Origin of the sequence: Priestia sp. 179-F W1.4 NHS (genome assembly GCF_045369295.1) — a bacterium.
In the GTDB taxonomy this organism is placed as follows: domain Bacteria; phylum Bacillota; class Bacilli; order Bacillales; family Bacillaceae_H; genus Priestia; species Priestia zanthoxyli.
Window position 1 is genome coordinate 199,894 of record NZ_JBIQFF010000001.1, and the last position, 24,414, is coordinate 224,307.

General features: G+C 39.3%; 20 protein-coding genes, 1 tRNA gene and 1 other annotated feature. Of the genes, 20 read left to right on the top strand and 1 reads right to left on the bottom strand.

Features of this window, described 5'->3' with window-relative positions; translation table 11 throughout:
- Positions 1–62 precede the first annotated feature (62 nt).
- The 18 genes from ACH0CI_RS00980 (at position 63) to yihA (ending at position 21,317) form a co-directional block, all read left to right on the top strand.
- The gene (locus tag ACH0CI_RS00980; RefSeq protein ID WP_406900782.1) at positions 63–1,148 is read left to right on the top strand and encodes a GerMN domain-containing protein; all 1,086 of its coding nucleotides are present in this window, start codon (positions 63–65) and stop codon (positions 1,146–1,148) included.
- Positions 1,149–1,282: 134 nt separating this feature from the next.
- Positions 1,283–2,029, top strand: a complete 747-nt coding sequence (gene rph / locus ACH0CI_RS00985; RefSeq protein ID WP_335388149.1) for a ribonuclease PH — start codon at positions 1,283–1,285, stop codon at positions 2,027–2,029.
- 9 nt (positions 2,030–2,038) lie between these two features.
- On the top strand, positions 2,039–2,632 hold the full coding sequence (locus ACH0CI_RS00990) for an XTP/dITP diphosphatase (RefSeq protein WP_335388151.1): 594 nt from the start codon (positions 2,039–2,041) through the stop codon (positions 2,630–2,632).
- A 15-nt stretch (positions 2,633–2,647) separates the two neighbouring features.
- Positions 2,648–3,160 (top strand): metallophosphoesterase, encoded by a 513-nt coding sequence (locus ACH0CI_RS00995; RefSeq protein ID WP_028411739.1) that lies wholly within the window; start codon positions 2,648–2,650, stop codon positions 3,158–3,160.
- 125 nt (positions 3,161–3,285) lie between these two features.
- Positions 3,286–3,359, top strand: a tRNA-Arg gene (locus ACH0CI_RS01000).
- Positions 3,360–3,688: 329 nt separating this feature from the next.
- Positions 3,689–3,942 (top strand) — a binding site (T-box leader).
- 68 nt (positions 3,943–4,010) lie between these two features.
- Positions 4,011–5,738, top strand: a complete 1,728-nt coding sequence (ilvB, locus tag ACH0CI_RS01005) for an acetolactate synthase large subunit (RefSeq protein WP_205689536.1) — start codon at positions 4,011–4,013, stop codon at positions 5,736–5,738.
- Positions 5,735–6,247, top strand: a complete 513-nt coding sequence (gene ilvN / locus ACH0CI_RS01010; RefSeq protein WP_013059375.1) for an acetolactate synthase small subunit — start codon at positions 5,735–5,737, stop codon at positions 6,245–6,247. The genes ilvB and ilvN overlap by 4 nt, the downstream gene beginning before the upstream one ends.
- Before the next feature lie 64 nt (positions 6,248–6,311).
- Positions 6,312–7,337, top strand: coding sequence for a ketol-acid reductoisomerase (gene ilvC / locus ACH0CI_RS01015; RefSeq protein ID WP_013085141.1), 1,026 nt, complete (start codon positions 6,312–6,314; stop codon positions 7,335–7,337).
- Positions 7,324–8,859 (top strand): 2-isopropylmalate synthase, encoded by a 1,536-nt coding sequence (locus tag ACH0CI_RS01020; protein WP_013085140.1) that lies wholly within the window; start codon positions 7,324–7,326, stop codon positions 8,857–8,859. Before ilvC ends, ACH0CI_RS01020 begins: the two co-directional genes overlap by 14 nt.
- Before the next feature lie 19 nt (positions 8,860–8,878).
- Positions 8,879–9,988, top strand: coding sequence for a 3-isopropylmalate dehydrogenase (leuB, locus tag ACH0CI_RS01025; RefSeq protein ID WP_406900783.1), 1,110 nt, complete (start codon positions 8,879–8,881; stop codon positions 9,986–9,988).
- 58 nt (positions 9,989–10,046) lie between these two features.
- Positions 10,047–11,462: a 3-isopropylmalate dehydratase large subunit gene (gene leuC / locus ACH0CI_RS01030; RefSeq protein ID WP_028411735.1), complete on the top strand. Its 1,416-nt coding sequence runs from the start codon at positions 10,047–10,049 to the stop codon at positions 11,460–11,462.
- Between the two features lie 14 nt (positions 11,463–11,476).
- Positions 11,477–12,067, top strand: a complete 591-nt coding sequence (gene leuD, locus ACH0CI_RS01035) for a 3-isopropylmalate dehydratase small subunit (protein WP_028411734.1) — start codon at positions 11,477–11,479, stop codon at positions 12,065–12,067.
- A 101-nt stretch (positions 12,068–12,168) separates the two neighbouring features.
- A complete protein-coding gene (locus tag ACH0CI_RS01040; protein WP_033579642.1) occupies positions 12,169–13,170 on the top strand; it encodes a tetratricopeptide repeat protein in 1,002 nt (333 codons plus the stop codon).
- Between the two features lie 221 nt (positions 13,171–13,391).
- Positions 13,392–14,678: a trigger factor gene (tig, locus tag ACH0CI_RS01045; RefSeq protein WP_028411732.1), complete on the top strand. Its 1,287-nt coding sequence runs from the start codon at positions 13,392–13,394 to the stop codon at positions 14,676–14,678.
- Positions 14,679–15,062: 384 nt separating this feature from the next.
- A complete protein-coding gene (clpX, locus tag ACH0CI_RS01050; RefSeq protein WP_013059367.1) occupies positions 15,063–16,328 on the top strand; it encodes an ATP-dependent protease ATP-binding subunit ClpX in 1,266 nt (421 codons plus the stop codon).
- Between the two features lie 152 nt (positions 16,329–16,480).
- Complete coding sequence (gene lonB / locus ACH0CI_RS01055; RefSeq protein ID WP_028411731.1) at positions 16,481–18,148, top strand: ATP-dependent protease LonB; 1,668 nt, start codon at positions 16,481–16,483, stop codon at positions 18,146–18,148.
- Positions 18,149–18,408: 260 nt separating this feature from the next.
- Positions 18,409–20,733 (top strand): endopeptidase La, encoded by a 2,325-nt coding sequence (gene lon, locus ACH0CI_RS01060; RefSeq protein ID WP_016765665.1) that lies wholly within the window; start codon positions 18,409–18,411, stop codon positions 20,731–20,733.
- The gene (yihA, locus tag ACH0CI_RS01065; protein WP_013059364.1) at positions 20,730–21,317 is read left to right on the top strand and encodes a ribosome biogenesis GTP-binding protein YihA/YsxC; all 588 of its coding nucleotides are present in this window, start codon (positions 20,730–20,732) and stop codon (positions 21,315–21,317) included. Before lon ends, yihA begins: the two co-directional genes overlap by 4 nt.
- A gap of 93 nt (positions 21,318–21,410) precedes the next feature.
- Here the strand turns inward: yihA and ACH0CI_RS01070 are convergent, their stop codons facing one another.
- Positions 21,411–21,896, bottom strand: a complete 486-nt coding sequence (locus tag ACH0CI_RS01070) for a LiaF transmembrane domain-containing protein (protein WP_013059363.1) — start codon at positions 21,894–21,896, stop codon at positions 21,411–21,413.
- Between the two features lie 329 nt (positions 21,897–22,225).
- Here ACH0CI_RS01070 and hemA point away from each other — a divergent pair, with 329 nt between their 5' ends.
- On the top strand, positions 22,226–23,566 hold the full coding sequence (gene hemA, locus ACH0CI_RS01075) for a glutamyl-tRNA reductase (RefSeq protein WP_033579644.1): 1,341 nt from the start codon (positions 22,226–22,228) through the stop codon (positions 23,564–23,566).
- A gap of 14 nt (positions 23,567–23,580) precedes the next feature.
- On the top strand, positions 23,581–24,414 hold the full coding sequence (locus ACH0CI_RS01080) for a cytochrome C assembly family protein (protein ID WP_013059361.1): 834 nt from the start codon (positions 23,581–23,583) through the stop codon (positions 24,412–24,414).

Here is a 24,414-nt window from a genome sequence, read left to right on the forward strand (position 1 = left end):
TGGTCTAAAATGCAAATAAGCTCGTATACATAGTAGTACAAACAGTCTGAGGAGGGAAAGGAATGTCCAAAAAGACCAAATTTGTTCTCATATCCGCCGTGGTGACCACATCTGTGTTGTTATCCGGCTGTGGACTTTTCGGAGGGGATAACGCAGCAAAGGAAATTGATCCGCCAAAGGATGTCACCTATGTGAAAGATGAAAAATCATTAGCGACTGAAGCGAAAGTAACGGAAGCTAATAAAAAACAAAGTAAAGCGGCAGAAACATCTGCGCCTACCAAAAGAGAAATTTACTTGATTGATAAAAACGGGTATGTTGTTCCCCAGACGCTTGAAATTCCTAAATCAAAAGGTGTCGCTAAACAGTCTCTTGAATATTTAGTAGAGGGTGGACCAGTCACAAACTTATTGCCAAATAATTTCCGAGCAGTTCTTCCTGCTGATACAAGAGTTTTAGGGACAAAGCTGGAAAGTGACGGCACGATGGTAGCAGATTTTTCACCTGAATTTGCTGAATATAAAAAAGAAGATGAACTCCGTATCCTGCAGGCCGTAACGTGGACGCTGACGCAGTTTGAAGGCGTAAATAAAGTTAAAATTCGCATTAACGGCTATGATAAAGATGAGATGCCTGTAAATCATACACCAATCAGTAAAGGGTTGAGCAGAGCAGATGGCATTAACTTTGATAATACTGGAGTAGTTGACGTAACCCAAACGAAGCCAGTTACGATCTATTACTTAGCTCAAGAGGGCAAACAAACTTACTATGTTCCTGTTACAAAACGAATTGCTTCTGATGACAAAGATATGTACACTGCAATTGTGAACGAGCTTGTAGAAGGACCTGCGCCTGCATCAAGTTTAGTGACAGATTTTAATCCTGATGCAAAGCTCGTAGCAGCTCCAAAGTATGCGGACGGTCAGTTAACGCTGAACTTTAATAAAAATATCTTTGGAAATTTAAAAGGAACGGAAATTTCTCAGTATGTTCTCGACTCCTTGGTGTTATCGCTGACGGAACAAAAAGCCGTAGACAGCGTTGCCATTAAGGTGAATGGCAAAAAAACGCTAAAAGATGAAAAAGGGAAAAAGCTAACGGAGCCAGTTTCAAGACCTAAAAATGTGAACACAGGTAGTTTTTAAAAACAAATTTTTGTTATACTAGTAAAGGACTAAGTAGAAAGAGGTCTGCTGAAATAGCGACCTCTTTCCGCTGTTTTATAGTTAAAATGGAAGAAGCTATTACATATAAATGAATTAATAGGAGGACATGCTTAATGCGTTTGGACGGTAGAGAATTTAATGAATTGAGACCTGTATCTCTTCATACTTCATACTTAAAGCATCCAGAAGGATCTGTATTAATCTCGGTGGGAGATACGAAGGTTATTTGTACAGCAAGCATAGACGACAGAGTGCCTCCTTTTATGCGTGGACAAGGAAAAGGATGGATTACAGCTGAATATTCTATGCTGCCTCGAGCTACGGCACAAAGAAATATACGCGAATCAACAAAAGGTAAAGTCACAGGACGAACAATGGAAATTCAGCGTCTGATCGGACGAGCTCTTCGTTCTGTAGTCGACCTGGAAAAGGTCGGAGAAAAGACCATTTGGATTGATTGTGATGTTATTCAAGCAGATGGCGGAACAAGAACAGCATCGATTACAGGTGCATTTGTGGCTATGGTTTTAGCGTTTGGAAAGCTGGTTGAAGAGAACAAGCTGACAGAAATTCCTATTCATGACTATTTAGCTGCGACTTCAGTAGGTATCCATGGAGAAAATTCGATTTTAGATTTAAATTATGAAGAAGATTCGACAGCGGAAGTTGACATGAATATTGTGATGACAGGAAGCGGACAGTTTGTAGAATTACAGGGAACGGGAGAGGAATCGACGTTTTCGAGAGAACAGTTAAACCATCTTCTGGATTTAGGGGAAAAGGGTGTTTATCAATTGATTGAACAGCAAAAGGAAGTTCTTGATCATCTGGCTGCTTACATTCCGGTTAAAGAAAGGTAAGGGATTAACGTGCGTGAAATCATTATTGCAACTAAAAATGCAGGCAAAGTAAAGGATTTTGAAACACTATTCTCACCGAAGGGATTTAAAGTAACATCGCTTCTTGATTTTCCTGAAATTGAGGACGTGGAAGAAACGGGCGTTACATTTGCAGAGAACGCCACGCTAAAGGCAGAAACCATTTCATCAGCATTAAATAAGCCGGTTATTGCCGATGATTCTGGGCTTGCTATTGATGCCTTAAACGGAGAGCCAGGCGTTTATTCCGCGCGTTATGCTGGTGAAAATAAAGATGATAATGCTAATATAGAGAAGGTACTTCAAAAATTACATGACGTGCCGTTTGAAAAGCGCACGGCACGTTTTCATTGTACGCTTGCTATTGCAGTGCCTGGAAAGAGAACAGAGTTCGTAGAAGGCACGTGTGAAGGGCGCATCTTGGAAGAAAAAAGAGGCGAGAACGGCTTTGGATACGATCCTATTTTCTTTGTAGAAAAATGGAACTGCTCCATGGCAGAATTGTCTAAAGAACAAAAAAATCAAATTAGTCACCGAGCAAATGCGTTAGAAAAACTAGCACCGCTAATTGATGCGCAATTTTAGAAGGAGTGATGACGTGTGAAACTATTAATTGTAAGCGATAGCCACGGGTTACAAGAAGAACTGCTCACTATCAGGGAAAGACATGCTGATGTAGATAAGATGATTCATTGTGGTGACTCTGAGCTGCCACAAGACAGCAAAGAAATGTCTTCGTTTTTAGGCGTTCGAGGAAATTGTGATTATGATGCATCTTACGTCAATGATCGAGTAGAGTCACTTGGAGAAGCCACGTGTCTGGTTACACACGGTCACTTATATAATGTTAAAATGTCTATGATGAATCTGCATTACAAAGCGAGAGAAGTGGGGGCAAACGTTGTTTGTTTTGGGCATTCTCACATAGCGGGAGCTGAGCTCATGGACGGAGTTTTATTTATCAATCCAGGAAGTATGTTACTTCCTCGTATGAGAAAAGAACGTACGTATGCTATACTAGTAATGGATGGTACAGAAGCTACCGTGCAGTTTTACGATATAAGCGGTAAACATATTCCTAGCATGCAGTTAACCTGTACACTTTCAGCATAATATAGCCAAATATAGGGAGAAGAGAAGGTTTTTTACCTCTCTTCTCATAAAAATTCAAAAAAACGTTGACTTTTAAATTATATTTGAATATAATAAGTATTGTCTTTGATACACTTTAACATTATGTCCCAGTAGCTCAGCAGGATAGAGCAACGGCCTTCTAAGCCGTCGGTCGGGAGTTCGAATCTCTCCTGGGACGTCTATAAAAAAATCCCGGCTTTTACTTTTTAGTAAAAGCCGGGATTTTTTTATTTATCTTAAAAGTGAATGTTTGTTCATTCAGTGTGTACAAATGAACGTTTCAGAAAAACTTTTTGAACTGCTATAAACCCTTATTGCATCAATAATGAAAACGCATTCAAATATTCTGTTTAGTCTAAATTGTCTAAAAAAATCTTGAAAAGTGGTTGACTATGCATAGAAATGGGCGTAAGATAGTCCTCAAATATAAGTTTTCTAAAAATTTTAATTAATTGTAATTAATTTAAAATATGATGTGTAAAGCATTGTTCAAAAAGCATATAGCGTTTTAAAACGTTGAAGAGGATAAGTAGTTTTGATGTTTAGGTATCAACAGAGAGTCGGGTTGCTGGAAGCCGGCGTTACCAAGTCAAAATGAACTCACCTCAGAGTGTCACCCTGAAATTCAGTAAGGGCGACCGAGTGTACTTCCAAAGCACTCGTTATCAAAAAGAATGTACAGTATACATTCATAAGGTAATCATTACGATTACAAACGAGGGTGGTACCGCGTAAAGTACAAAAGACTTTTCGCCCCTTGACCTATATCATTTGATAGGGTCTATTTAGGGGTGAGAAGTCTTTTTTCTTTTATCTAGAAAACGAAAGGATGAGAAAAGTGGGAGCCAATATGCAAACGAAAGAACCTGTAAGCGCTGGGGCACAAATGAATGGAGCTGACATGTTGATTGAATCTCTAAGAAGAGAAAACGTTGACGTCATCTTCGGTTACCCAGGGGGAGCCGTTTTACCGATTTACGATAAGCTATACGGTTCAGGAATGTTTCACGTACTTGCTCGTCACGAACAAGGTGGAATTCACGCAGCAGAAGGGTACGCAAGAATTTCAGGTAAACCCGGTGTAGTTATCGCAACAAGTGGTCCTGGTGCAACAAATATCGTAACAGGTTTGGCAGATGCGATGATTGACTCACTTCCTTTAGTTGTTTTTACTGGTCAAGTAGCTTCAAGTGTAATTGGTTCTGACGCGTTCCAAGAAGCAGATGTATTAGGAATTACAATGCCAATTACAAAACATAGCTATCAAGTACGCAATATCAGCGACATGCCGAGAATCATCAAAGAGGCATTTCATATTGCGACAACAGGAAGACCTGGTCCAGTCTTAATCGACATTCCAAAAGATATGGCACAGGGTGATGGAACATTTAATTACGAAGGAGAAATTGATTTACCTGGCTATCAGCCAACTTATTTTCCAAATCAGCTGCAGGTTAAAAAGTTAACAGACGCAGTAGCAGCTGCAAAGAAACCTGTTATTCTAGCAGGTGCGGGAGTATTATTGAGTAAAGGTTCAGAAGAATTAAAAAATTATGCTGAGCGTCAAAATATTCCGGTTATTAATACGCTTTTAGGGTTAGGCTGTTTTCCTGCAGATCATCCGCTTCATTTAGGAATGGCTGGCATGCACGGAACGTACACAGCAAACATGGCAATTTATGAGAGTGATCTTCTCATTAGTATCGGGGCGCGCTTTGATGACCGAGTAACAGGTAACTTAAAGCATTTTGCACCAAATGCAAAAATTGCTCACATTGACATCGACCCAGCGGAAATTGGAAAGAATGTTCCAACCAAGATTCCAATTGTTGGAGATGCAAAAGAAGTATTAAAGCAATTGCTTCTGCAAGAAGGAGAAGTTGGAGATTATACGAAATGGCATGAGAAATTAGCGGCGTGGAAACAAGAATATCCATTATGGTATCAGAACTCAGCGGACGTGTTGAAACCACAAAAAGTAGTTGAGTTGCTTCACAAATATACAAATGGAGATGCCGTTGTTACAACGGACGTTGGGCAACATCAGATGTGGGTAGCTCAATACTACACATTTAATAATCCAGATCGATGGGTAACTTCAGGTGGCCTTGGCACCATGGGCTTTGGATTACCTTCTGCAATCGGCGCTCAGCTGGCAAATAAAGATAAAACAGTTGTAGCAGTCGTTGGTGACGGTGGATTTCAAATGACGCTTCAAGAATTAGGAGTTATTAGAGAATTAAATTTACCTGTAAAAGTCGTTGTACTTAACAATCAGTCGCTTGGTATGGTTCGTCAGTGGCAGGAAATCTTCTATGAAGAACGCTACTCACACTCTTTAATTCCGAATCAGCCTAATTTAATGAAGCTTGCAGAAGCTTATGATATCAAAGGTTTACAAGCTTCTACTGAAGAAGAAGCGCATGCGGCTTTGAAAGAAGCAATGGAAACAGATGGACCTGTTCTACTAAATTTCTTTGTCGCACCTAAAGAAAACGTATATCCAATGGTTGCACCTGGAAAAGGATTACATGAAATGGTAGGGGTGAAACCATGAAGCGAATTATTACAGCAACTGTATTAAACCGTGCGGGCGTATTAAATCGCGTGACGGGGTTATTTACAAAAAGAAATTTCAATATTGAGAGTATTTCGGTAGGTCACACTGAATCTGAAGATGTATCACGCATGACGTTTGTTGTGAACGTAGAGCATGATAACGCTGCTGAACAAGTGATTAAGCAGTTAAATAAGCAGATTGACGTGTTGAAGGTTCAAGATATTACGGATCAAGCGGTGGTATCAAGAGAGCTTGCTTTAATGAAAGTAGCCTCTACGCCAGCGAGCCGTAACGAACTTTATGCAGTAATTGAGCCTTTCCGTGCAACCATCATTGATGTAAGTCGCGACAGCTTAATTATTCAAGTAACAGGTGAATCCAGCAAGATTGAAGCGATGATTGATCTGCTTCAGCCTTATGGATTAAAAGAAGTAACGCGCACGGGTACAGTAGCTGTTCCGCGCGGTACGCAAAAAGCAGCAGCCAAACTTTCATCAATCATTTAATTCTAGCTAGTTACTAACCAAGTAAACTATATAAAACTATATAAACTAAGAGGAGAGATTTATTATGACAAAGGTATATTATAACGGAGATGCAAAGGATCAATTATTACAAGGTAAAACAGTAGCAATCGTAGGCTATGGTTCACAAGGTCACGCCCATGCACAAAACTTACGCGACAGCGGAGTAAACGTGGTAGTAGGATTACGTAAAGGTAAATCATGGGACCAAGCAGAGCAAGACGGTTTCACTGTATTATCTGTAAAAGATGCAGTTCAACAAGCAGAAGTAGTAATGGTATTACTTCCAGATGAGTATCAGCCAAAAGTTTATAACGAAGAAATTCTTCCAGGACTAAAACCAGGAAAATCTTTAGTATTTGCTCACGGTTTCAACATTCACTTTAACCAAATCGTAGCACCTGAATTCGTTGACGTATTCTTAGTAGCTCCAAAAGGCCCTGGTCACCTTGTAAGAAGAACGTATGAAGAAGGAGCTGGCGTACCGGCGTTATTCGCAGTATTCCAAGATGTAACTGGAGAAGCAAAAGACGTAGCGTTAGCTTATGCTAAAGCAATCGGTTCAGCTCGTGCGGGTGTGTTAGAAACAACATTTAAAGAAGAAACAGAAACAGATCTTTTCGGTGAGCAAGCAGTACTTTGCGGTGGGTTAACTTCATTAGTTAAAGCTGGTTTTGAAACGCTTGTAGAAGCTGGCTACCAACCGGAAGTTGCATATTTTGAGTGTTTACACGAATTAAAATTAATTGTTGACCTTATGTATGAAGGCGGAATGGAAGGCATGCGTTATTCAATCTCTGATACAGCTCAATGGGGTGACTTCGTTTCAGGACCACGCGTTGTAGATGAGCGTTCAAAAGAGCAAATGAAAAAAGTGCTTGAAGATATCCAAACAGGTAAATTTGCAAAAGGCTGGATCCTAGAAAACCAAGCAAATCGTCCGGAATTTACAGCTATCAATAACCGTGAAAACGAACATTTAATTGAAAAAGTTGGCGCTCAATTACGTGAAATGATGCCATTTGTTAAAAAACAAAAGAAAGAAGCGGTGATCGCTAGTGCAAAAAATTAAACTATTTGACACGACGCTACGCGATGGTGAACAGTCACCTGGAGTCAATTTGAACCTACAAGAAAAGCTTGAAATTGCTAAGCAGTTAGAGCGATTAGGTATCGACATCATTGAAGCCGGATTTCCCGCTTCTTCAAAAGGTGATTTTCAATCCGTAAAAGAAATTGCGTCTATTGTCAAAAATTCTTCTGTAACAGGCCTTGCAAGGTCTGTTACAAAAGATATTGACATTGCATGGGAAGCGTTAAAAGAAAGTGCAGAACCAAGACTGCATGTTTTTATCGCTACTTCCGAAATTCATATGCAGCATAAATTGAAAAAGACACCTGATGAAGTACTTGAAACAGCAGTGGAAATGGTGAAATACGCAAGTGAAAAATTCCCGGTTGTTCAATGGTCTGCTGAAGATGCATGTCGCACAGATTTACCGTTTTTAGCTAGAATTGTAGAAGCTGTTATCGATGCTGGTGCAAAAGTCGTTAATATTCCAGATACGGTAGGATTTATCACGCCTGGTGACTATCAATCCGTATTTAATTACTTAAAAGAACATGTATCAAATATTCATAAGGTCGATTTGTCAGCTCACTGCCACGATGACTTAGGGTTAGCTGTTGCTAATTCAATGGCTGCTATTGAAGCAGGAGCTACTCAAATTGAAGGAACGATTAACGGAATCGGAGAACGTGCCGGTAACGCGGCTCTTGAAGAAGTAGCACTTGCGCTTCATGTCCGTCAAGACTTCTATCAAGCGAGCACAGGTTTGATCTTGCCCGAAATCAAGCGTACGAGTGACATTATCAGTAAGCTTACCGGAATGAATATTGCGCCAAATAAAGCAATTGTCGGAAAAAATGCTTTTGCTCATGAATCAGGTATTCACCAAGACGGCGTCTTAAAAAATCCGTTAACATATGAGATTATTTCCCCAGAACTTGTGGGTGTTAAACAAAATCCGATTGTGCTTGGCAAGCATTCTGGTCGTCATGCGTTTCGTACACGCCTAGTAGAGCTTGGATTCACATTGGAAGATACAGAAGCAAACGTTCTTTTTGAGAAATTTAAAGACTTAGCAGATAAGAAAAAAGACATTACCGACGATGATTTATTGGCATTAGTCATTCAAAAGCAAGTTAGCAAAGACAGTGAATATAAGCTTGAAAGTCTGCAGGTTCAGTATGGTACGAACAATATTCCTACGGCTACGATTACGCTTCGCAAAGAAAACGGCGAAGAGATTCAAGAAGCAGCTACGGGATCTGGAAGCGTGGAAGCTATCTATAATACGCTGCAACGCTGTGTTGAGCAAGATGTCAAACTATTAGACTATCGTATTCAGTCTATTAACGGCGGGCCGGATGCACTGGCTGAAGTATTTGTGAAGGTTGAAAGCGAAGGAACTGAAGCAAGCGGACGCGGAGTAGCATTTGACGTATTAGAATCGTCAGCGAAAGCCTATTTAAATGCCATTAATCGATTAATCGCTATTCAGCAGCATCGTACAAAGCAAGAAGTAATGTGAACTGAAGGGAGAGACCACCATGACAAAAAAAGTCGCTGTATTACCGGGTGACGGCGTAGGAACAGAAGTAACCAAAGGCGCTGTTGCCGTTTTAAAAGCAATTGGAGAGCGCTTTGATCATCAATTCGAGTTTACGTATGGATTAATTGGCGGAGCTGCAATTGATGAGGCTGGCACACCTCTTCCAGAAAGTACAATTGAGACTTGTAAGCAGGCGGATGCCGTCTTACTTGGATCCGTTGGAGGGCCAAAATGGGATCGTAACCCTTCACATTTGCGACCAGAAAAAGGTTTGCTAGCTATTCGAAAAGAATTGGATTTATATGCTAACCTTCGTCCAGTGACGTTTTATGATAGCTTAGCAGATGCCTCTCCTTTGAAAAAAGAATACATTGAAGGTGTTGACTTCATTATCGTTCGTGAGCTAACAGGGGGCTTATATTTTGGTCAGCCTAGCGAGCGTCGAACAGAAGGAAATGAAGAGACAGTTGTCGACACGTTATTTTATAAGCGTACAGAAATAGAAAGGATTATTCGCCAAGCGTTTGAAACGGCTGTAAATCGACGTAAAAAGGTAACGTCGGTTGATAAAGCGAATGTGCTTGAGTCTAGTCGAGTGTGGCGTGAAGTAGCTGAAGAAGTAGCAAAAGACTACCCGGATGTAGAGCTTGAGCATATGCTTGTAGATTCAGCTGCTATGCAGTTAATTCGTAATCCGAAATATTTTGATGTAGTGGTAACTGAAAATATGTTTGGTGATATTTTGAGTGATGAGGCTTCTATGCTGACAGGATCGTTAGGGATGCTTCCATCTGCGAGTTTAACGGTTGATGGTCCATCTTTATACGAACCGGTTCACGGTTCTGCACCAGACATTGCTGGACAAAACAAAGCTAATCCGATTGCTGCTATTTTATCTGCAGCAATGTTGCTTAGACATTCATTTGGATTAGAAACAGAAGCAGCGGTGATTGAACAAGCGGTTGAAAGTGTATTACATGCAGGTCATCGAACAGCTGACTTAGCAGACGGTAATCATTATTTAAGTACCGATAAAATGGTGGATGCAATAACTGCGGTTATTGCCAACGATTCTGCCATTTCAAGCATTATGACAGCTTACAGTTAATCATGCGTTTCTCACGTTTTGTGAGAAACGTTTTTCATAATCAGAAAGGAGGAGCAGTATGAAACCAAAAACAATTATTGATAAGCTTTGGGAACAACATGTTGTACGTCGAGAAGAGGGGAAGCCGGACTTATTATATATCGATCTTCATCTTATTCATGAAGTAACGTCTCCTCAAGCATTCGAAGGTCTTCGCGTGGCAAATCGTCAAGTGAAGCGTCCGGACTTAACGTTTGCTACAATGGATCACAATATTCCAACGGTTGACCGTTTTAATATTAAAGATCCGATTGCAAAGAAACAAGTAGACAAACTATCTGAAAACTGTCATGAGTTTGGTGTGAAGCTTTTAGATTTAACAAGCGAAGAGCAAGGAATTGTGCATATCATTGGACCGGAATTAGGATTGACGCAGCCTGGAAAAACCATTGTGTGCGGAGATAGCCATACATCTACTCACGGTGCATTTGGAGCGCTTGCTTTTGGTATAGGAACGAGTGAGGTAGAACATGTTTTAGCAACGCAAACGCTATGGCAAGCGAAACCAAAAACGCTACAAGTGAAAGTAAATGGCAAAAAACAGCCTGGTGTTTATGCTAAGGACATTGTGTTAGCAATTATTCAAAAATTCGGCGTGAATTTTGGAACGGGTTCAATCGTAGAATTTACGGGCGAATGTATTCGCGACCTTTCAATGGAAGAGCGCATGACTATTTGTAATATGTCTATTGAAGCCGGTGCAAAAGCTGGTTTAATCAGTCCAGATGATGTTACTTTCTCTTATATTAAAGGGCGTCAGTATGCTCCTAAAGGAGAACAGTTTGAAAAAGCAGTGGAAGCTTGGGCAGCTTTAGCAACAGATGAAGGTGCAACATACGATGAAACGCTAGAAATTGATGCAGATACAATTGAGCCTGTTGTAACATGGGGAACAAACCCGGCGATGAGTTCTTATGTTAGCAAGCAAGTTCCTACATTAGAAGAGTGTACAACAGAAGCTGAGAAAAAGTCTTTGTCACGAGCACTTGAGTATATGGGCTTACAGCCCGGCATGGCAATAGAAGAGATCCCAGTTCAGCATGTATTTATCGGTTCATGTACAAATGCTCGTTTGTCTGATCTTCGTGACGTGGCAGCCTTTATTAAAGGAAAGAAAGTGTCACCAGATGTGCGAGCGATGATTGTACCAGGTTCTCAAAAAGTAAAGCGAGTGGCTGAAGAAGAAGGGTTATCTGCTATTTTTATTGAAGCAGGCTTTGAATGGAGAGACTCGGGCTGCAGCATGTGTCTAGGCATGAACTCTGACTTAGTTCCACAAGGCGAACACTGTGCGTCCACTTCTAATCGAAACTTTGAAGGACGTCAAGGAAAAGGTGCCAGAACGCATTTAGTAAGCCCGGTAATGGCAGCAGCGGCAGCGGTATATGGACATTTTGTTGATGTACGCAAACTACAAGAACAAGCGGTGCGATAAGGAGGAGAACACAGATGAATGCTTTTACAATCCATACAGGAAAAGTAGCAGGTCTCGACCGAGCAAACGTAGATACTGATCAAATTATCCCAAAGCAATTTTTGAAAAGAATTGAGCGTACTGGCTTTGGCCAATTTCTCTTTTTTGATTGGCGATATAATGAAGATGAAACGTTAAATGAAACGTTTGAACTAAATCAGCCTCAAAATCAAGGAGCAACAATTCTGGTAGCTGACGAGAACTTCGGGTGTGGTTCGTCACGTGAACACGCTCCATGGGCGCTTTTAGACTATGGGTTCCGTGCCATTATCGCACCGTCATTTGCGGATATTTTTAAACAAAATTGTCTAAAAAATGGTATTTTACCTATTGTTTTACCAAAAGAAGATGTTTCCTATTTAATGAAAGAGTCTCAAAGTGCTTCTTACGCCTGTACAATCGATCTTCATCAGCAAAAAATTACCGATGAAGCAGGTTTTGAACGTACGTTTGAGATCAATGGCCATTGGAAATATATGCTTGTTAACGGATATGATGAAATTGGCTATACGCTTTCTTTTGAAGACGACATTTCTGCTTATGAAGCAAAAACGGTAAGATATTAACCAAAAATCGAGCAAAATGATGATTTTGCTCGATTTTTTTGCGTTCCGTTAATTCAATTGCTAAACTGTAAAGCAAATGGACCGCGAAGTGGGGAGAAAACATGTCGAATGAACAACAAAACAAAATTGTAGCTTTTCCTCTATTAAAAGAACGGTTGGTTGAAAAAGCTACAGAACATATGCAGCACAAGCAATTTCAAGAAGCACTTCCTTTATTTGAGCAGGCCTACGAACTTGATAATAAGCATCATGAAATTTTGCTTGGCCTTGTTATTTGTCACGTGGAGCTCGGTGATGCAGGCATAGCTAAGGAATTATGTGAGCAAATGCTGAAAGAAGATATTGGCGATTATTATCATAATTTGCAAATGTACCTCATGGTGTTAATTCAGCTTGGTCATTATCATGAAGGATATGTCACTCTACAAGCAGTTATTCAAGAACACAAACTCCCTTCTGAACATGCTGAACAGCTTTATCAGCTATTGGAGTTCTGCAAAAATAGAATGAATCAAGAACAAGTCATAGAAGAACAAACAGAAGAAGAACAGATAGAGCAGTTTAAATCATTCACAGCTCTAGACAATATTCAAGATCAGCTTGAATGGGTTCATTCATTAAAAACAAAGAGAATTGAAAAGCAGCGCTTCTTTCTGGAACAGCTATTTTCATCTGAAGCTATTCACCCTATCGTAAAAACAGTCGCTTTAAAAACAGTCATGGAAGAAGAAGTAGACATTGATTTTATGATTAGTAAGTTTGGAGAGACGAAAAAAGTAAATGCGCTTCAGCTTCAACGAACAACACCGTATTTGTTTGCCGAGCAAGTAGAAGCGCAGCTGACGGAAAAGCTGGAGCATGAAAATCCTACATTGCTGCAGGTTGCCGTTGAAATATGGCAGCGTCATTTATTTATAACATTTCCGTTTTTACCGGGTGATAATGTAAAACTTTGGACAGAAGCGGTGTATGCTGTTAGTCTGATGATGCAAGGAGAAGAGTCAGATGCAGCTGTAGCAGAGGAAGATGGAAGTTTCTCCGCAGCTGAATTACGAAAGGCAATTAAAGAGCTAAAAGAAATTGAAGAAATTTCTTTTATATAAAATGTGGTGTTTAGTTGAAACGTCATTGTTGTATGTTATAATATAATGGTTGTAAAATGCACTTAAATACGTATAGTAGAATTTCATCTTTACATTACATTCCTACTTACTTTAAAGTAGTAGGGAGTTAAATAGATAATGATTGAGGTTTGAACTGATAGGCTATCTGCATTATCTAATTTAGAAATCACTACTTAAAATGATTTTGGAGGGAAACATTCATGTCTGCAAAATGGGAAAAACAAGAAGGAAATCAAGGCGTTTTAACAGTAGAAGTTGAAGCTGCTGAGTTTGATAAAGCCTTAGATAAAGCATTCACAAAAGTTGTAAAACAAGTAAACGTACCAGGGTTCCGTAAAGGTAAAATGCCTCGTCCACTTTTCGAAAAACGTTTTGGCGTAGAGTCTTTATACCAAGATGCACTAGACATCTTATTACCTGAAGCTTACAGCAATGCAATTGTTGAAGCTGGTATCGAGCCGGTTGATCGTCCAGAAATCGATGTTGAAACAATTGAAAAAGGACAACCTCTAGTTTTCACTGCTAAAGTAACTGTTAAGCCTGAAGTTAAATTAGGCGAATACAAAAACTTAGAAGTAGAAAAAGTAGATACAACTGTAACAGACGAAGACGTTGAAGCTGAATTAAAAACACTTCAAGAGCGTCACGCTGAACTAGTTGTTAAAGAAGAAGGAACAGTAGCTGAAGGCGATACAGCTGTAATCGACTTTGAAGGTTTCGTTGATGGCGAAGCATTTGAAGGCGGAAAAGGCGAAAACTATTCTTTAGAAATCGGTTCTAACACATTCATCCCTGGCTTTGAAGAGCAACTAGTTGGTCTTGAAGTAGGCGCTGAAAAAGAAGTGGAAGTAACATTCCCTGAAGAGTATCACGCTGAAGAGCTAGCTGGTAAAGCTGCTAAATTCCAAGTGAAATTACATGAAATCAAATCTAAAGAGCTTCCAGCTTTAGACGATGAGTTTGCAAAAGACGTAGATGAAGAAGTAGAAACTTTAGAAGCGTTAAAAGCAAAAACAAAAGAAAAATTACAAAGCGATAAAGAAAACCAAGCAGAATCAGCTCTTCGCGACACTTTAGTAGAAAAAGCTGCTGAAAATGCTGAAGTAGAAATTCCAGAAGCAATGTTCAACACTGAAATGGATCGTATGATGCAAGAGTTTGAACAACGTTTACAAATGCAAGGTCTTAACCTTGAACTTTACTTCCAATTCTCAGGTCAAGATGAAAAAGCTCTTCGCGACCAAATGCGTCCGGATGCTGAAAAGCGTGTGAAAATCAACTTAACGCTAGAAGCTATTTCAAAAGCTGAAAATCTTGAAGTAAGCGAAGAAGAAGTAGAAAAAGAATTAGAAAACATGGCAGGAATGTACAACATGCCTGTCGAAGAAATTAAGAAAGTGCTTGGCAGTCTTGATAGCATTAAAGAAGACATGAAAGTACGTAAAGCAGTTGAATTTCTTGTAGAAAACAGCAAAGCTGTTGCATAATAGTAAGTAAGAAACAAGGCGCGACTTGATCGTGCCTTGTTTTATAAACTTCAATAGTTTTTTTATATCATAACCAACACCGTAGAAGCAGCTTTAACCCATTGTTTGAAATCCGTGGTTATGAAATAGGCCCAATAAGAGGACACTATATAATAGCAGATCTTCATTCTGTTATGCTCATCAACAACATATACATAAAACGTTTTAGTATCTATTCAAGAAAATGTATGGTAAAATGCAATACAAATCTTTTCATAGCGCTTTTACTATGTGATAAAGAGGGGCATTTACCTACAAATAGATGAGTTGTTCATGTTGTTGGGCTATAGCGCGGATAGAAATCAGCTTCGAGCACTTTAGTAAATACTACAAGGGGTGAAAATTATGTTTAAATTTAACGATGAAAAAGGGCAGTTAAAATGCTCATTTTGTGGTAAAACACAAGAACAAGTACGCAAGTTAGTTGCGGGTCCAGGTGTTTACATATGCGATGAATGTATTGAACTTTGCACGGAAATCGTAGAAGAAGAGTTAGGTACAGAAGAAGAAGTAGAATTTAAAGATGTACCAAAACCAAAAGAAATTCGTGACATTTTAGATGAGTATGTAATTGGTCAAGAGGATGCGAAAAAATCGTTATCTGTTGCAGTATACAACCATTACAAACGAATCAATTCAAACAGTAAAATTGATGACGTTGAGTTATCAAAAAGTAATATTGCATTAATTGGACCTACAGGAAGCGGTAAAACTTTACTAGCTCAAACATTGGCTCGTATTTTAAACGTACCGTTTGCGATTGCAGATGCAACATCTCTAACAGAAGCGGGTTATGTAGGAGAAGATGTTGAAAACATCTTATTAAAATTAATTCAATCAGCTGATTACGATGTGGAGAAAGCTGAAAAAGGTATCATCTACATCGATGAAATTGATAAAGTAGCGCGTAAGTCTGAAAACCCATCTATTACACGTGATGTATCAGGTGAAGGTGTGCAGCAGGCTCTTCTTAAAATCTTAGAAGGTACTGTAGCAAGTGTTCCTCCTCAAGGTGGACGCAAACACCCTCATCAAGAATTTATTCAAATAGATACAACAAATATCTTATTTATTTGCGGTGGTGCGTTTGACGGAATCGAACCTATTATTAAGCGCCGTCTAGGTAAAAAAGTAATTGGTTTCGGTTCAGAAACAAAACAACAAGACTTTACAGAAAAAGAGTTACTAGCAAAAGTATTACCGGAAGATTTATTAAAATTTGGTTTAATTCCAGAGTTTATTGGTCGTTTACCGGTTACTGCTAGCTTAGTGCCTCTTGATGAAGAAGCGCTAGTCGAGATTTTAACAAAACCGAAAAATGCACTAGTGAAACAATATCAAAAAATGCTTGAACTTGATGACGTTGAACTTGAGTTCGAAGACGAGGCTTTAGTAGAAATTTCTAAAAAAGCAATCGAGCGTAAAACAGGTGCTCGTGGTCTACGTTCAATCATTGAAGGTATTATGTTAGATGTAATGTTTGATCTTCCTTCACGTGATGATATTACAAAATGTATTATCACAGGTGAAACAGTTCGTGATCAAGCGGCTCCTAAGTTCGTATTAGAAGACGGATCTACTATTCAAGAAGGCAGCAAAACATCAGCATAAAAAAAGCCGGGTACTCAATTTGAGTACCCGGCTTTTTTCTGTTGATGAAGGAAAACTAAATTTTACTTTTTACTAGAATCTTGTTTATTCCTACTGCTGCAGGGAGATAATAACTGATAATTATCTTACTAAACTGCGCAGGAGGTTTATCTATGAACTGGACGAATATTGCCTTAATGGTCCAACTCTTTTTTGGTATCATCATTGGCTTATATTTTTGGAATTTATTACGCAATCAGCGTACGCAAAAAGTCTCAATTGACCGGGATTCAAAAAAAGAAATGGAGCAATTGCAGAAGATGAGAGCCATCTCTTTAACTGAGCCGCTTGCCGAACGTGTGAGACCATCTAGCTTCTCCGATATCGTCGGACAAGAAGATGGAATTCGATCACTAAAGGCTGCCCTTTGCGGCCCTAATCCACAGCATGTGATTGTATACGGGCCGCCTGGAGTAGGAAAAACAGCAGCAGCACGTTTAGTGTTAGAAGAAGCAAAGAAAAATAAAAAATCACCTTTTAAACAAGCAGCTGTATTTGTAGAGTTAGATGCAACTACGGCGCGTTTTGATGAGCGAGGCATTGCAGATCCTTTAATTGGATCAGTGCATGATCCCATTTACCAAGGAGCAGGCGCTATGGGCCAAGCTGGAATTCCGCAGCCAAAACAAGGAGCGGTTACAGATGCACACGGCGGAATTTTATTTATTGATGAAATTGGAGAACTCCATCCTATTCAGATGAATAAGCTGTTAAAGGTTCTAGAAGATCGAAAAGTGTTTATGGAAAGTGCCTATTACAGCGAAGAAAATACACAAATTCCAACACATATTCACGATATTTTTCAAAATGGTTTGCCAGCAGACTTTCGTTTGATTGGTGCGACGACTAGAACGCCTAATGAAATTCCGCCTGCCATTCGCTCCAGGTGCGTAGAGGTATTTTTCCGTGAGCTTGATCGCGACGAAATTATTACAGTTGCAAAAAAAGCAGCAAATAAAGTAAGAATGGATATATCAGAAGAAGGTTTATCTCTGTTTTCTACATATGCACGCAATGGACGTGAAACGGTTAATATGATGCAAATTGCGGCTGGATTAGCGATATCAGAGGAACGAACGGACATTAAAAATGAAGATATTGAATGGATCGTTCATTCTAGTCAACTATCTCCAAGACACGATCCGAAAATTGCAGATGAGGAAAAAGTAGGGCTTATTAATGGATTGGCGGTGTACGGGCCCAACTCTGGAGCACTTTTAGAAATTGAGGTCAAAGCGATTCCTGCAAAAGAGAAAGGGAACATTATTATTACGGGTATCGTTGAAGAGGAAAGTATAGGGACTCAAGGGAAGTCTATTCGCCGTAAAAGTATGGCTAAAAGCTCAATTGAAAATGTCATAACTGTTCTTCGCTCAATGGATGTTCCAGCGGATGAGTATGATATTCATGTAAACTTTCCGGGAGGTGTGCCAATTGATGGGCCTTCTGCCGGTATTGCTATGGCAACAGGTATCTACTCAGCTATTTATGAAGTTCCAATCAAACATACGGTAGCAATGACAGGAGAAATTGGTCTGCACGGCAACGTAAAGCCAATTGGCGGCGTAATTCCAAAAATCAAGGCAGCAAAACAAGCAGGCGTTCAGACGGTGATTGTGCCAAAAGAAAATATGAATGCAATGGTAGAAAAGGTAAAAGGTATCGATATTATTCCTGTCCATCATTTAACAGAGGTGTTTGAACAAGCACTATTGTCTGTACATGAGCATGTTGCACATTTGTCGGTAGATCCAGCTATTCCAAATAGAGAATCTAGCTAATTCTATCATGATAATTAAAAATTAATGGTCAGATGAATATTCATCGCCTTTTTCGCGTATAAAACCTTTATACACAGCCAACGAAAAAGGCGTTTTTTTATGAAAAGAGCTTAAAAAGATATATTTTGCCTTTTAATTCTTTCTCATGATACAATTAGTAATTACTATTGTTAGACAATGTGTATACAAATGAGATAAAATTGTTAAAAGAATTCACACTTTACATACTTTAATTGACGAGCATTGGAGGTGTTCATTGCATGGCAGAAAAAGAAAAATTGACAATGCCGCTACTGCCTTTACGAGGTTTGATCGTCTATCCGACAATGGTGCTTCATTTAGATGTTGGGCGAGACAAATCTGTGCAAGCATTAGAAAAAGCAATGATGGATGATCACTTAGTTTGTTTAGTATCACAAAAAGATATGGGTATCGATGAACCAACAAAAGAGGATTTATATAGAACCGGTACGTTGGCAAAAATTAAACAAATGCTAAAGCTGCCGAATGGAACGATGCGCGTCTTAGTAGAAGGACTGAATCGCGTAACCGTTACAGAATTTGAAGACAGCGAAGAATATTTTGTTGTGCACGTGGAAAAGCAAAACGAAGAACATCAGGTTGATGTAGAAGATAAAGCGCTGATGCGCACGCTTTTAGATTATTTCGAACAATACATAAAACTTTCCAAAAAGGTGTCCGTTGAAACTCTTTCAACCGTAAGTGACATTGAAGAACCAGGAAGATTAGCGGATATTGTAGCCTCTCATTTACCAATAAAAATTCAGCTTAAACAAGAAATTTTAGAAATAACTGATGTGAAAGAAAGATTAAATACGATCATTTCTCATATTCAAGACGAGCAAGAAGTTTTGCAGCTGGAGAAAAAAATTGGACAGCGTGTAAAGAAATCAATGGAACGCACTCAGAAAGAGTATTATCTTCGTGAGCAAATGAAGGCGATTCAAAAAGAGCTTGGAGACAAAGAAGGAAAAACGGGAGAAGTAGCAACACTTCGCGAAAAAATTGAAGCAAGTGGGATGACGGACCATGTTAAACAAGTGGCGTTTAAAGAATTGGATCGCTATGAAAAAATTCCTGCTACCTCCGCTGAAAGCTCAGTCATTCGAAATTATATCGAGTGGTTGATTGCGCTACCTTGGACAAACGAAACGGAAGATACGCTCAATATTCATAATGCCGAACAAGTGCTGAACGATGAGCACTATGGCCTTGAAAAAGTGAAGGAACGCGTATTAGAATATCTAGCCGTGCAGCAGTTGACAAAATCCCTTAAAGGTCCTATTTTATGTTTAGCAGGACCTCCTGGCGTAGGGAAAACATCCCTAGCCCGCTCAATTGCTACGTCTCTAGATCGTCATTTTGTACGAGTATCTCTAGGCGGTGTGAGAGATGAGTCAGAAATCCGCGGTCATCGTCGCACGTACGTGGGAGCTATGCCTGGACGCATTATTCAAGGAATGAAAAAAGCAGGAACGATTAACCCGGTATTTCTGCTTGATGAAATCGATAAAATGTCCAATGATTTCCGAGGAGACCCGTCTTCTGCTTTGTTAGAAGTATTGGATCCTGAACAAAATCATAATTTCAGCGATCACTATATAGAAGAAACGTATGATTTATCAAAAGTGATGTTCGTGGCTACAGCTAATAACTTAGCTACGATTCCGGGGCCGCTGCGCGATCGAATGGAAATTATTCAAATTGCTGGTTACACGGAGCTGGAAAAGCTTGAAATCGCGAAGCGTCACCTATTGCTGCGCCAGCTAGAAAATCACGGATTGCAAAAGGGCAATTTGCAGATTCGCGATGACGCCTTAACAGCAATCATACGTTTATATACGAGAGAAGCTGGTGTTCGTAACCTTGAACGCGAAATTGCTTCCATTTGTCGAAAAGCAGCTCGTATCGTAGTCTCTGGTGAGAAAAAGCGCGTGGTGGTGACGGCCAAAACGCTTGAAGAATTCCTTGGTAAGCCTAGGTTCCGCTACGGACAGGCTGAGACGGAAGATCAAGTTGGCGTTGCTACAGGTCTTGCTTACACAACTGTAGGAGGAGACACGCTGGCCATTGAAGTAAGCTTATCCCCTGGTAAAGGAAGACTAGTGCTAACCGGAAAGCTTGGAGACGTGATGAAAGAATCAGCTCAGGCGGCATTCAGCTACGTGCGTTCAAATGCAGAGAAACTAGGAATTGATGAGAAGTTTTATGAAAAACATGATATTCATATCCATGTTCCAGAAGGAGCTGTACCAAAAGATGGACCTTCTGCAGGAATTACCATTGCCACTGCTCTAGTATCAGCACTAACGGGTAAACCAGTGCGTAGAGAAGTAGGAATGACAGGAGAAATTACACTAAGAGGTCGCGTATTACCAATCGGTGGTTTAAAAGAAAAGTCACTTAGTGCACACCGTGCCGGATTAACTAAAATATTAATCCCTCACGATAATGAACGTGATATTGAAGATATCCCTGACAGTGTACAAGAGGAATTAGACATCGTTCTTGTGTCACATGTGGACCAAGTATTGGAACATGCGCTAGTAGGAGAGGTAAAATGAAAGTAACTCAAGCCGATATTGTTATCAGTGCCGTACGCCCTGAACAATATCCTAAAGAAAACCTGCCAGAATTTGCGTTAGCAGGCCGTTCAAATGTAGGAAAATCATCTTTTATTAATAAGATGCTCAATCGCAAAAGCTTAGCGCGTACGTCGTCTAAGCCTGGAAAAACTCAAACGCTTAACTTCTTTTTAATTAATGAAATCCTTCACTTTGTAGACGTACCTGGCTACGGATTTGCAAAAGTGTCTAAAAAAGAGCGTGAAGCATGGGGGAAAATGATTGAAACGTATTTAACAAATCGTGAGCAGCTTAAAGCTGTGTTAATGATTGTTGATCTACGCCATGCTCCTTCAAAGGATGACGTTATGATGTATGAGTTTTTGAAGCACCATGACCTTCCCGTTATGGTTATTGCGACGAAAGCCGATAAAATTCCTAAAGGAAAATGGCAAAAGCACTTAAAAGTAGTGAGAGAAACGCTGGATTTAGATCCAAATGATGAATTAATTCATTTCTCATCTGAAACAGGTGAAGGAAAAGATAAAGCGTGGAAATCTTTGCAGTATCGCATGACTCACTAAACAAAGAAATAGAAGCTAAAAAAATGGAACGTTTATCATCACTCTACCAGGAAGTGAGTCAAACGTTCCATTTTTTTAACTTGTTTACATAGATTACTTTCGTTTGAAAAATAATAAATATAGCCCAACTAGTAACAATAAAATAGGCCAGAAGGTTGTTAAATAATTTACGCCGTCTTCAACTTTTGGCAAAAATAGTTTAAGACGGTCTGAAAACATCATTAAAATGGCAATAATTAAAAGGGTGCCGCCTTGGAAAAAGCCCGATTTGGCTTTTCTAGCACTGAGTAAAAAGCTAATGGCCACCATAAAAACGACCATGCTAATATTCGTAGGCCAAAAGGGAATTTGTTCACTTACATAGAAATGAATACCTAAAGTGATTAATATGTAACTTGCAAGCAAGTTTGAATGATCTTGAGATAAAGCAGACTCAGTTAACAGTGCCGCTCCTATTAAAATTAACAGTACAGGCCACGTGTATACCTTTGCTGCAATGCTCATATGTAGTTCATTCAGTAAGAAAAAGATTCCAAATCCAACTAGTAAGACACCAAAAAACATTGATTGCTTTTTCATAGTAACCTCCAGGTGTTTCAAAACAGAAAACGTGATAAAACGCTGCTTTTTTGATACAATTTATTACGGAATAACAGTTAATATCTTAACACATGTTTTCAAAGACTGTTCACATTTTTTTTTCGAATGACTTATAGAACATGTTATAATAGTTAGAGATAAGGCGAAGATTACATCTGTGTAATGTCCGCCGGATTTTACGAACAGTAGAATGAAGTCCGCCGGATTTTACGGGCAGTTATCTCACTGTAGCTCTTTGGAAATTTAGGGGTTACTGCCCGTCAAATTCGGATAAATAAGCACATTTCAATTATAGGGGGTATGTACAAATGCATATTATAGCAGTCGGCTTAAACTTTCGAACAGCCCCTGTTGAAATAAGAGAAAAGCTTAGTTTTAATGAGCAAGAATTAGCATCTGCCATGAAAACGTTAAGCGGCCAAAAAAGCATTTTGGAGAACATCATTGTTTCAACATGCAATCGTACGGAAATTTATGCTGTTGTTGATCAATTACACACGGGCCGTTATTATGTAAAAGCATTTTTAGCTGAATGGTTCGGAATAGATAAAGAAGAGTTTTCGCCTTATTTAACGATCTATGAAAATGATGGAGCCATCGAACACTTATACCGAGTAGCATGTGGATTAGATTCAATGGTGATTGGTGAAACACAAATTCTTGGACAAGTGCGTTCAAGCTTTTTGCTTGCTCAAGAAGAAGAAACAATTGGAACGGTTTTTAATCAGCTGTTTAAACAAGCTGTGACATTAGCCAAAAAAGCTCATCATGAAACAGAAATTGGTGCGAATGCAGTTTCTGTCAGCTACGCAGCCGTAGAGCTTGCTAAAAAGATTTTTGGAGACTTATCATCTAAACACGTATTGATTCTTGGTGCGGGAAAAATGGGTCAGCTGGCCGTGCAGAATTTATATGGCAGCGGAGCTAAAAAAGTAACGGTAGTGAATCGAACATTTGAAAAGGCACAGGAGCTAGCAAACCGTTTTTCTGGAGAAGCCAAACCATTTGCTGATCTTCAACATGCTTTAAGCGAAGCAGATATTTTAATTAGTTCAACAGGAGCTAATGACTATGTAGTAACGAAACGAATGATGAGTGAAGCAGAGCGTACGCGTAAAGGTCGTCCATTGTTTATGGTAGACATCGCCGTTCCGCGTGACTTAGATCCAGAACTAGATGAGCTAGAGACGGTCTTTTTATACGATATCGACGATTTAAACGGGATTGTAGAATCTAATTTGCAAGAGCGTCAAAAAGCTGCGGATGAAATTGAAATTATGCTTGAAGCTGAAATTGTTGCTTTCAAGTCTTGGCTTGGTACATTAGGCGTTGTACCTGTTATTTCTGCACTTCGTCAAAAAGCACTTACCATTCAAGCTGAAACGATGAAAAGCATTGATCGTAAGCTCCCAGATTTATCTGAGCGTGAGCGCAAAGTGTTAAATAAACATACAAAAAGTATAATTAATCAACTTCTTCGCGATCCAATTTTACACGCGAAAGAATTGGCTGGAGAGAAACATGCTGAAGAGTCTTTAGAGCTGTTCATGAAGATTTTTAATATTGAACAGGAAGTTGCTTTGCAAAAAGAAAAAGAAGAGCAGCTTCATACATCGATTACGTCTCATTCAGTAGCTTATCAGTCTTAAGTGAGGATTGAATAATGGTTGATATGGAATTAACCAGAATCTATGAATTGATTGTGATTTTATACGCGGTGAGCGTTTTATTATATTTTATTGATTTTGTACAAAATAACCGGAAGGCAAACTCGATAGCCTTCTGGTTACTTTCTATTGTATGGGTTTTGCAAACAGCCTTTTTAATTTTACGAATGTTTGAGACGGGAAGGTTTCCTATTCTTACTGTTTCTGAAGGGCTGTATTTTTACGCGTGGGTGTTAATTACTCTTTCACTTGTGATTAATCGCCTGTTCCGCGTTGATTTTATGGTGTTTTTTACAAATGTGATTGGTTTCTTAATTATGGCTATTCATACGTTTGCTCCACTTGAAACATACACGGCTGTCCAGTCGGAGCGCCTTGTGTCAGAACTATTAATCATCCATATTACCATGGCTATTTTATCTTACGGCGCTTTTTCAGTTTCTTTTGTTTTTTCTGCTCTGTATCTTGTTCAGTATAATTTATTGAAAAAGAAGAAATGGGGCAAGCGCTTGCTAAGAATTGAAGATTTAACAAAGCTAGATTACATGTCCTATGTATTAATTTTAATTGGTGTACCGCTGTTATTGCTTTCGTTAATCTTAGGAATCATATGGGCTTATATTAAATACGTAGATTTTCATTGGTACGATACAAAAGTGTTAGGTTCATTTTTAATGTTTGTTGCATACAGCGCTTACTTGTATGCTAGACTGCGTAGAGGTATTCAAGGAAAGGCAATCGCGATGTGGAATATTGGATTGTTCTTAGTCTTACTTATTAATTTCTTTTTATTTGGCAGTTTATCGAATTTTCACTTTTGGGGTTCGTAA

Coding starts and splice junctions, on each gene's coding strand:
- ACH0CI_RS00980 (WP_406900782.1), top strand. CDS start 63: ATGTCCAAAAAGACCAAATTTGTTCTCATATCCGCCGTGGTGACCACA.
- rph (WP_335388149.1), top strand. CDS start 1,283: ATGCGTTTGGACGGTAGAGAATTTAATGAATTGAGACCTGTATCTCTT.
- ilvB (WP_205689536.1), top strand. CDS start 4,011: ATGAGAAAAGTGGGAGCCAATATGCAAACGAAAGAACCTGTAAGCGCT.
- ilvN (WP_013059375.1), top strand. CDS start 5,735: ATGAAGCGAATTATTACAGCAACTGTATTAAACCGTGCGGGCGTATTA.
- ilvC (WP_013085141.1), top strand. CDS start 6,312: ATGACAAAGGTATATTATAACGGAGATGCAAAGGATCAATTATTACAA.
- leuB (WP_406900783.1), top strand. CDS start 8,879: ATGACAAAAAAAGTCGCTGTATTACCGGGTGACGGCGTAGGAACAGAA.
- leuC (WP_028411735.1), top strand. CDS start 10,047: ATGAAACCAAAAACAATTATTGATAAGCTTTGGGAACAACATGTTGTA.
- leuD (WP_028411734.1), top strand. CDS start 11,477: ATGAATGCTTTTACAATCCATACAGGAAAAGTAGCAGGTCTCGACCGA.
- ACH0CI_RS01040 (WP_033579642.1), top strand. CDS start 12,169: ATGTCGAATGAACAACAAAACAAAATTGTAGCTTTTCCTCTATTAAAA.
- tig (WP_028411732.1), top strand. CDS start 13,392: ATGTCTGCAAAATGGGAAAAACAAGAAGGAAATCAAGGCGTTTTAACA.
- clpX (WP_013059367.1), top strand. CDS start 15,063: ATGTTTAAATTTAACGATGAAAAAGGGCAGTTAAAATGCTCATTTTGT.
- lonB (WP_028411731.1), top strand. CDS start 16,481: ATGAACTGGACGAATATTGCCTTAATGGTCCAACTCTTTTTTGGTATC.
- lon (WP_016765665.1), top strand. CDS start 18,409: ATGGCAGAAAAAGAAAAATTGACAATGCCGCTACTGCCTTTACGAGGT.
- yihA (WP_013059364.1), top strand. CDS start 20,730: ATGAAAGTAACTCAAGCCGATATTGTTATCAGTGCCGTACGCCCTGAA.
- ACH0CI_RS01070 (WP_013059363.1), bottom strand. CDS start 21,896: ATGAAAAAGCAATCAATGTTTTTTGGTGTCTTACTAGTTGGATTTGGA.
- hemA (WP_033579644.1), top strand. CDS start 22,226: ATGCATATTATAGCAGTCGGCTTAAACTTTCGAACAGCCCCTGTTGAA.
- ACH0CI_RS01080 (WP_013059361.1), top strand. CDS start 23,581: ATGGTTGATATGGAATTAACCAGAATCTATGAATTGATTGTGATTTTA.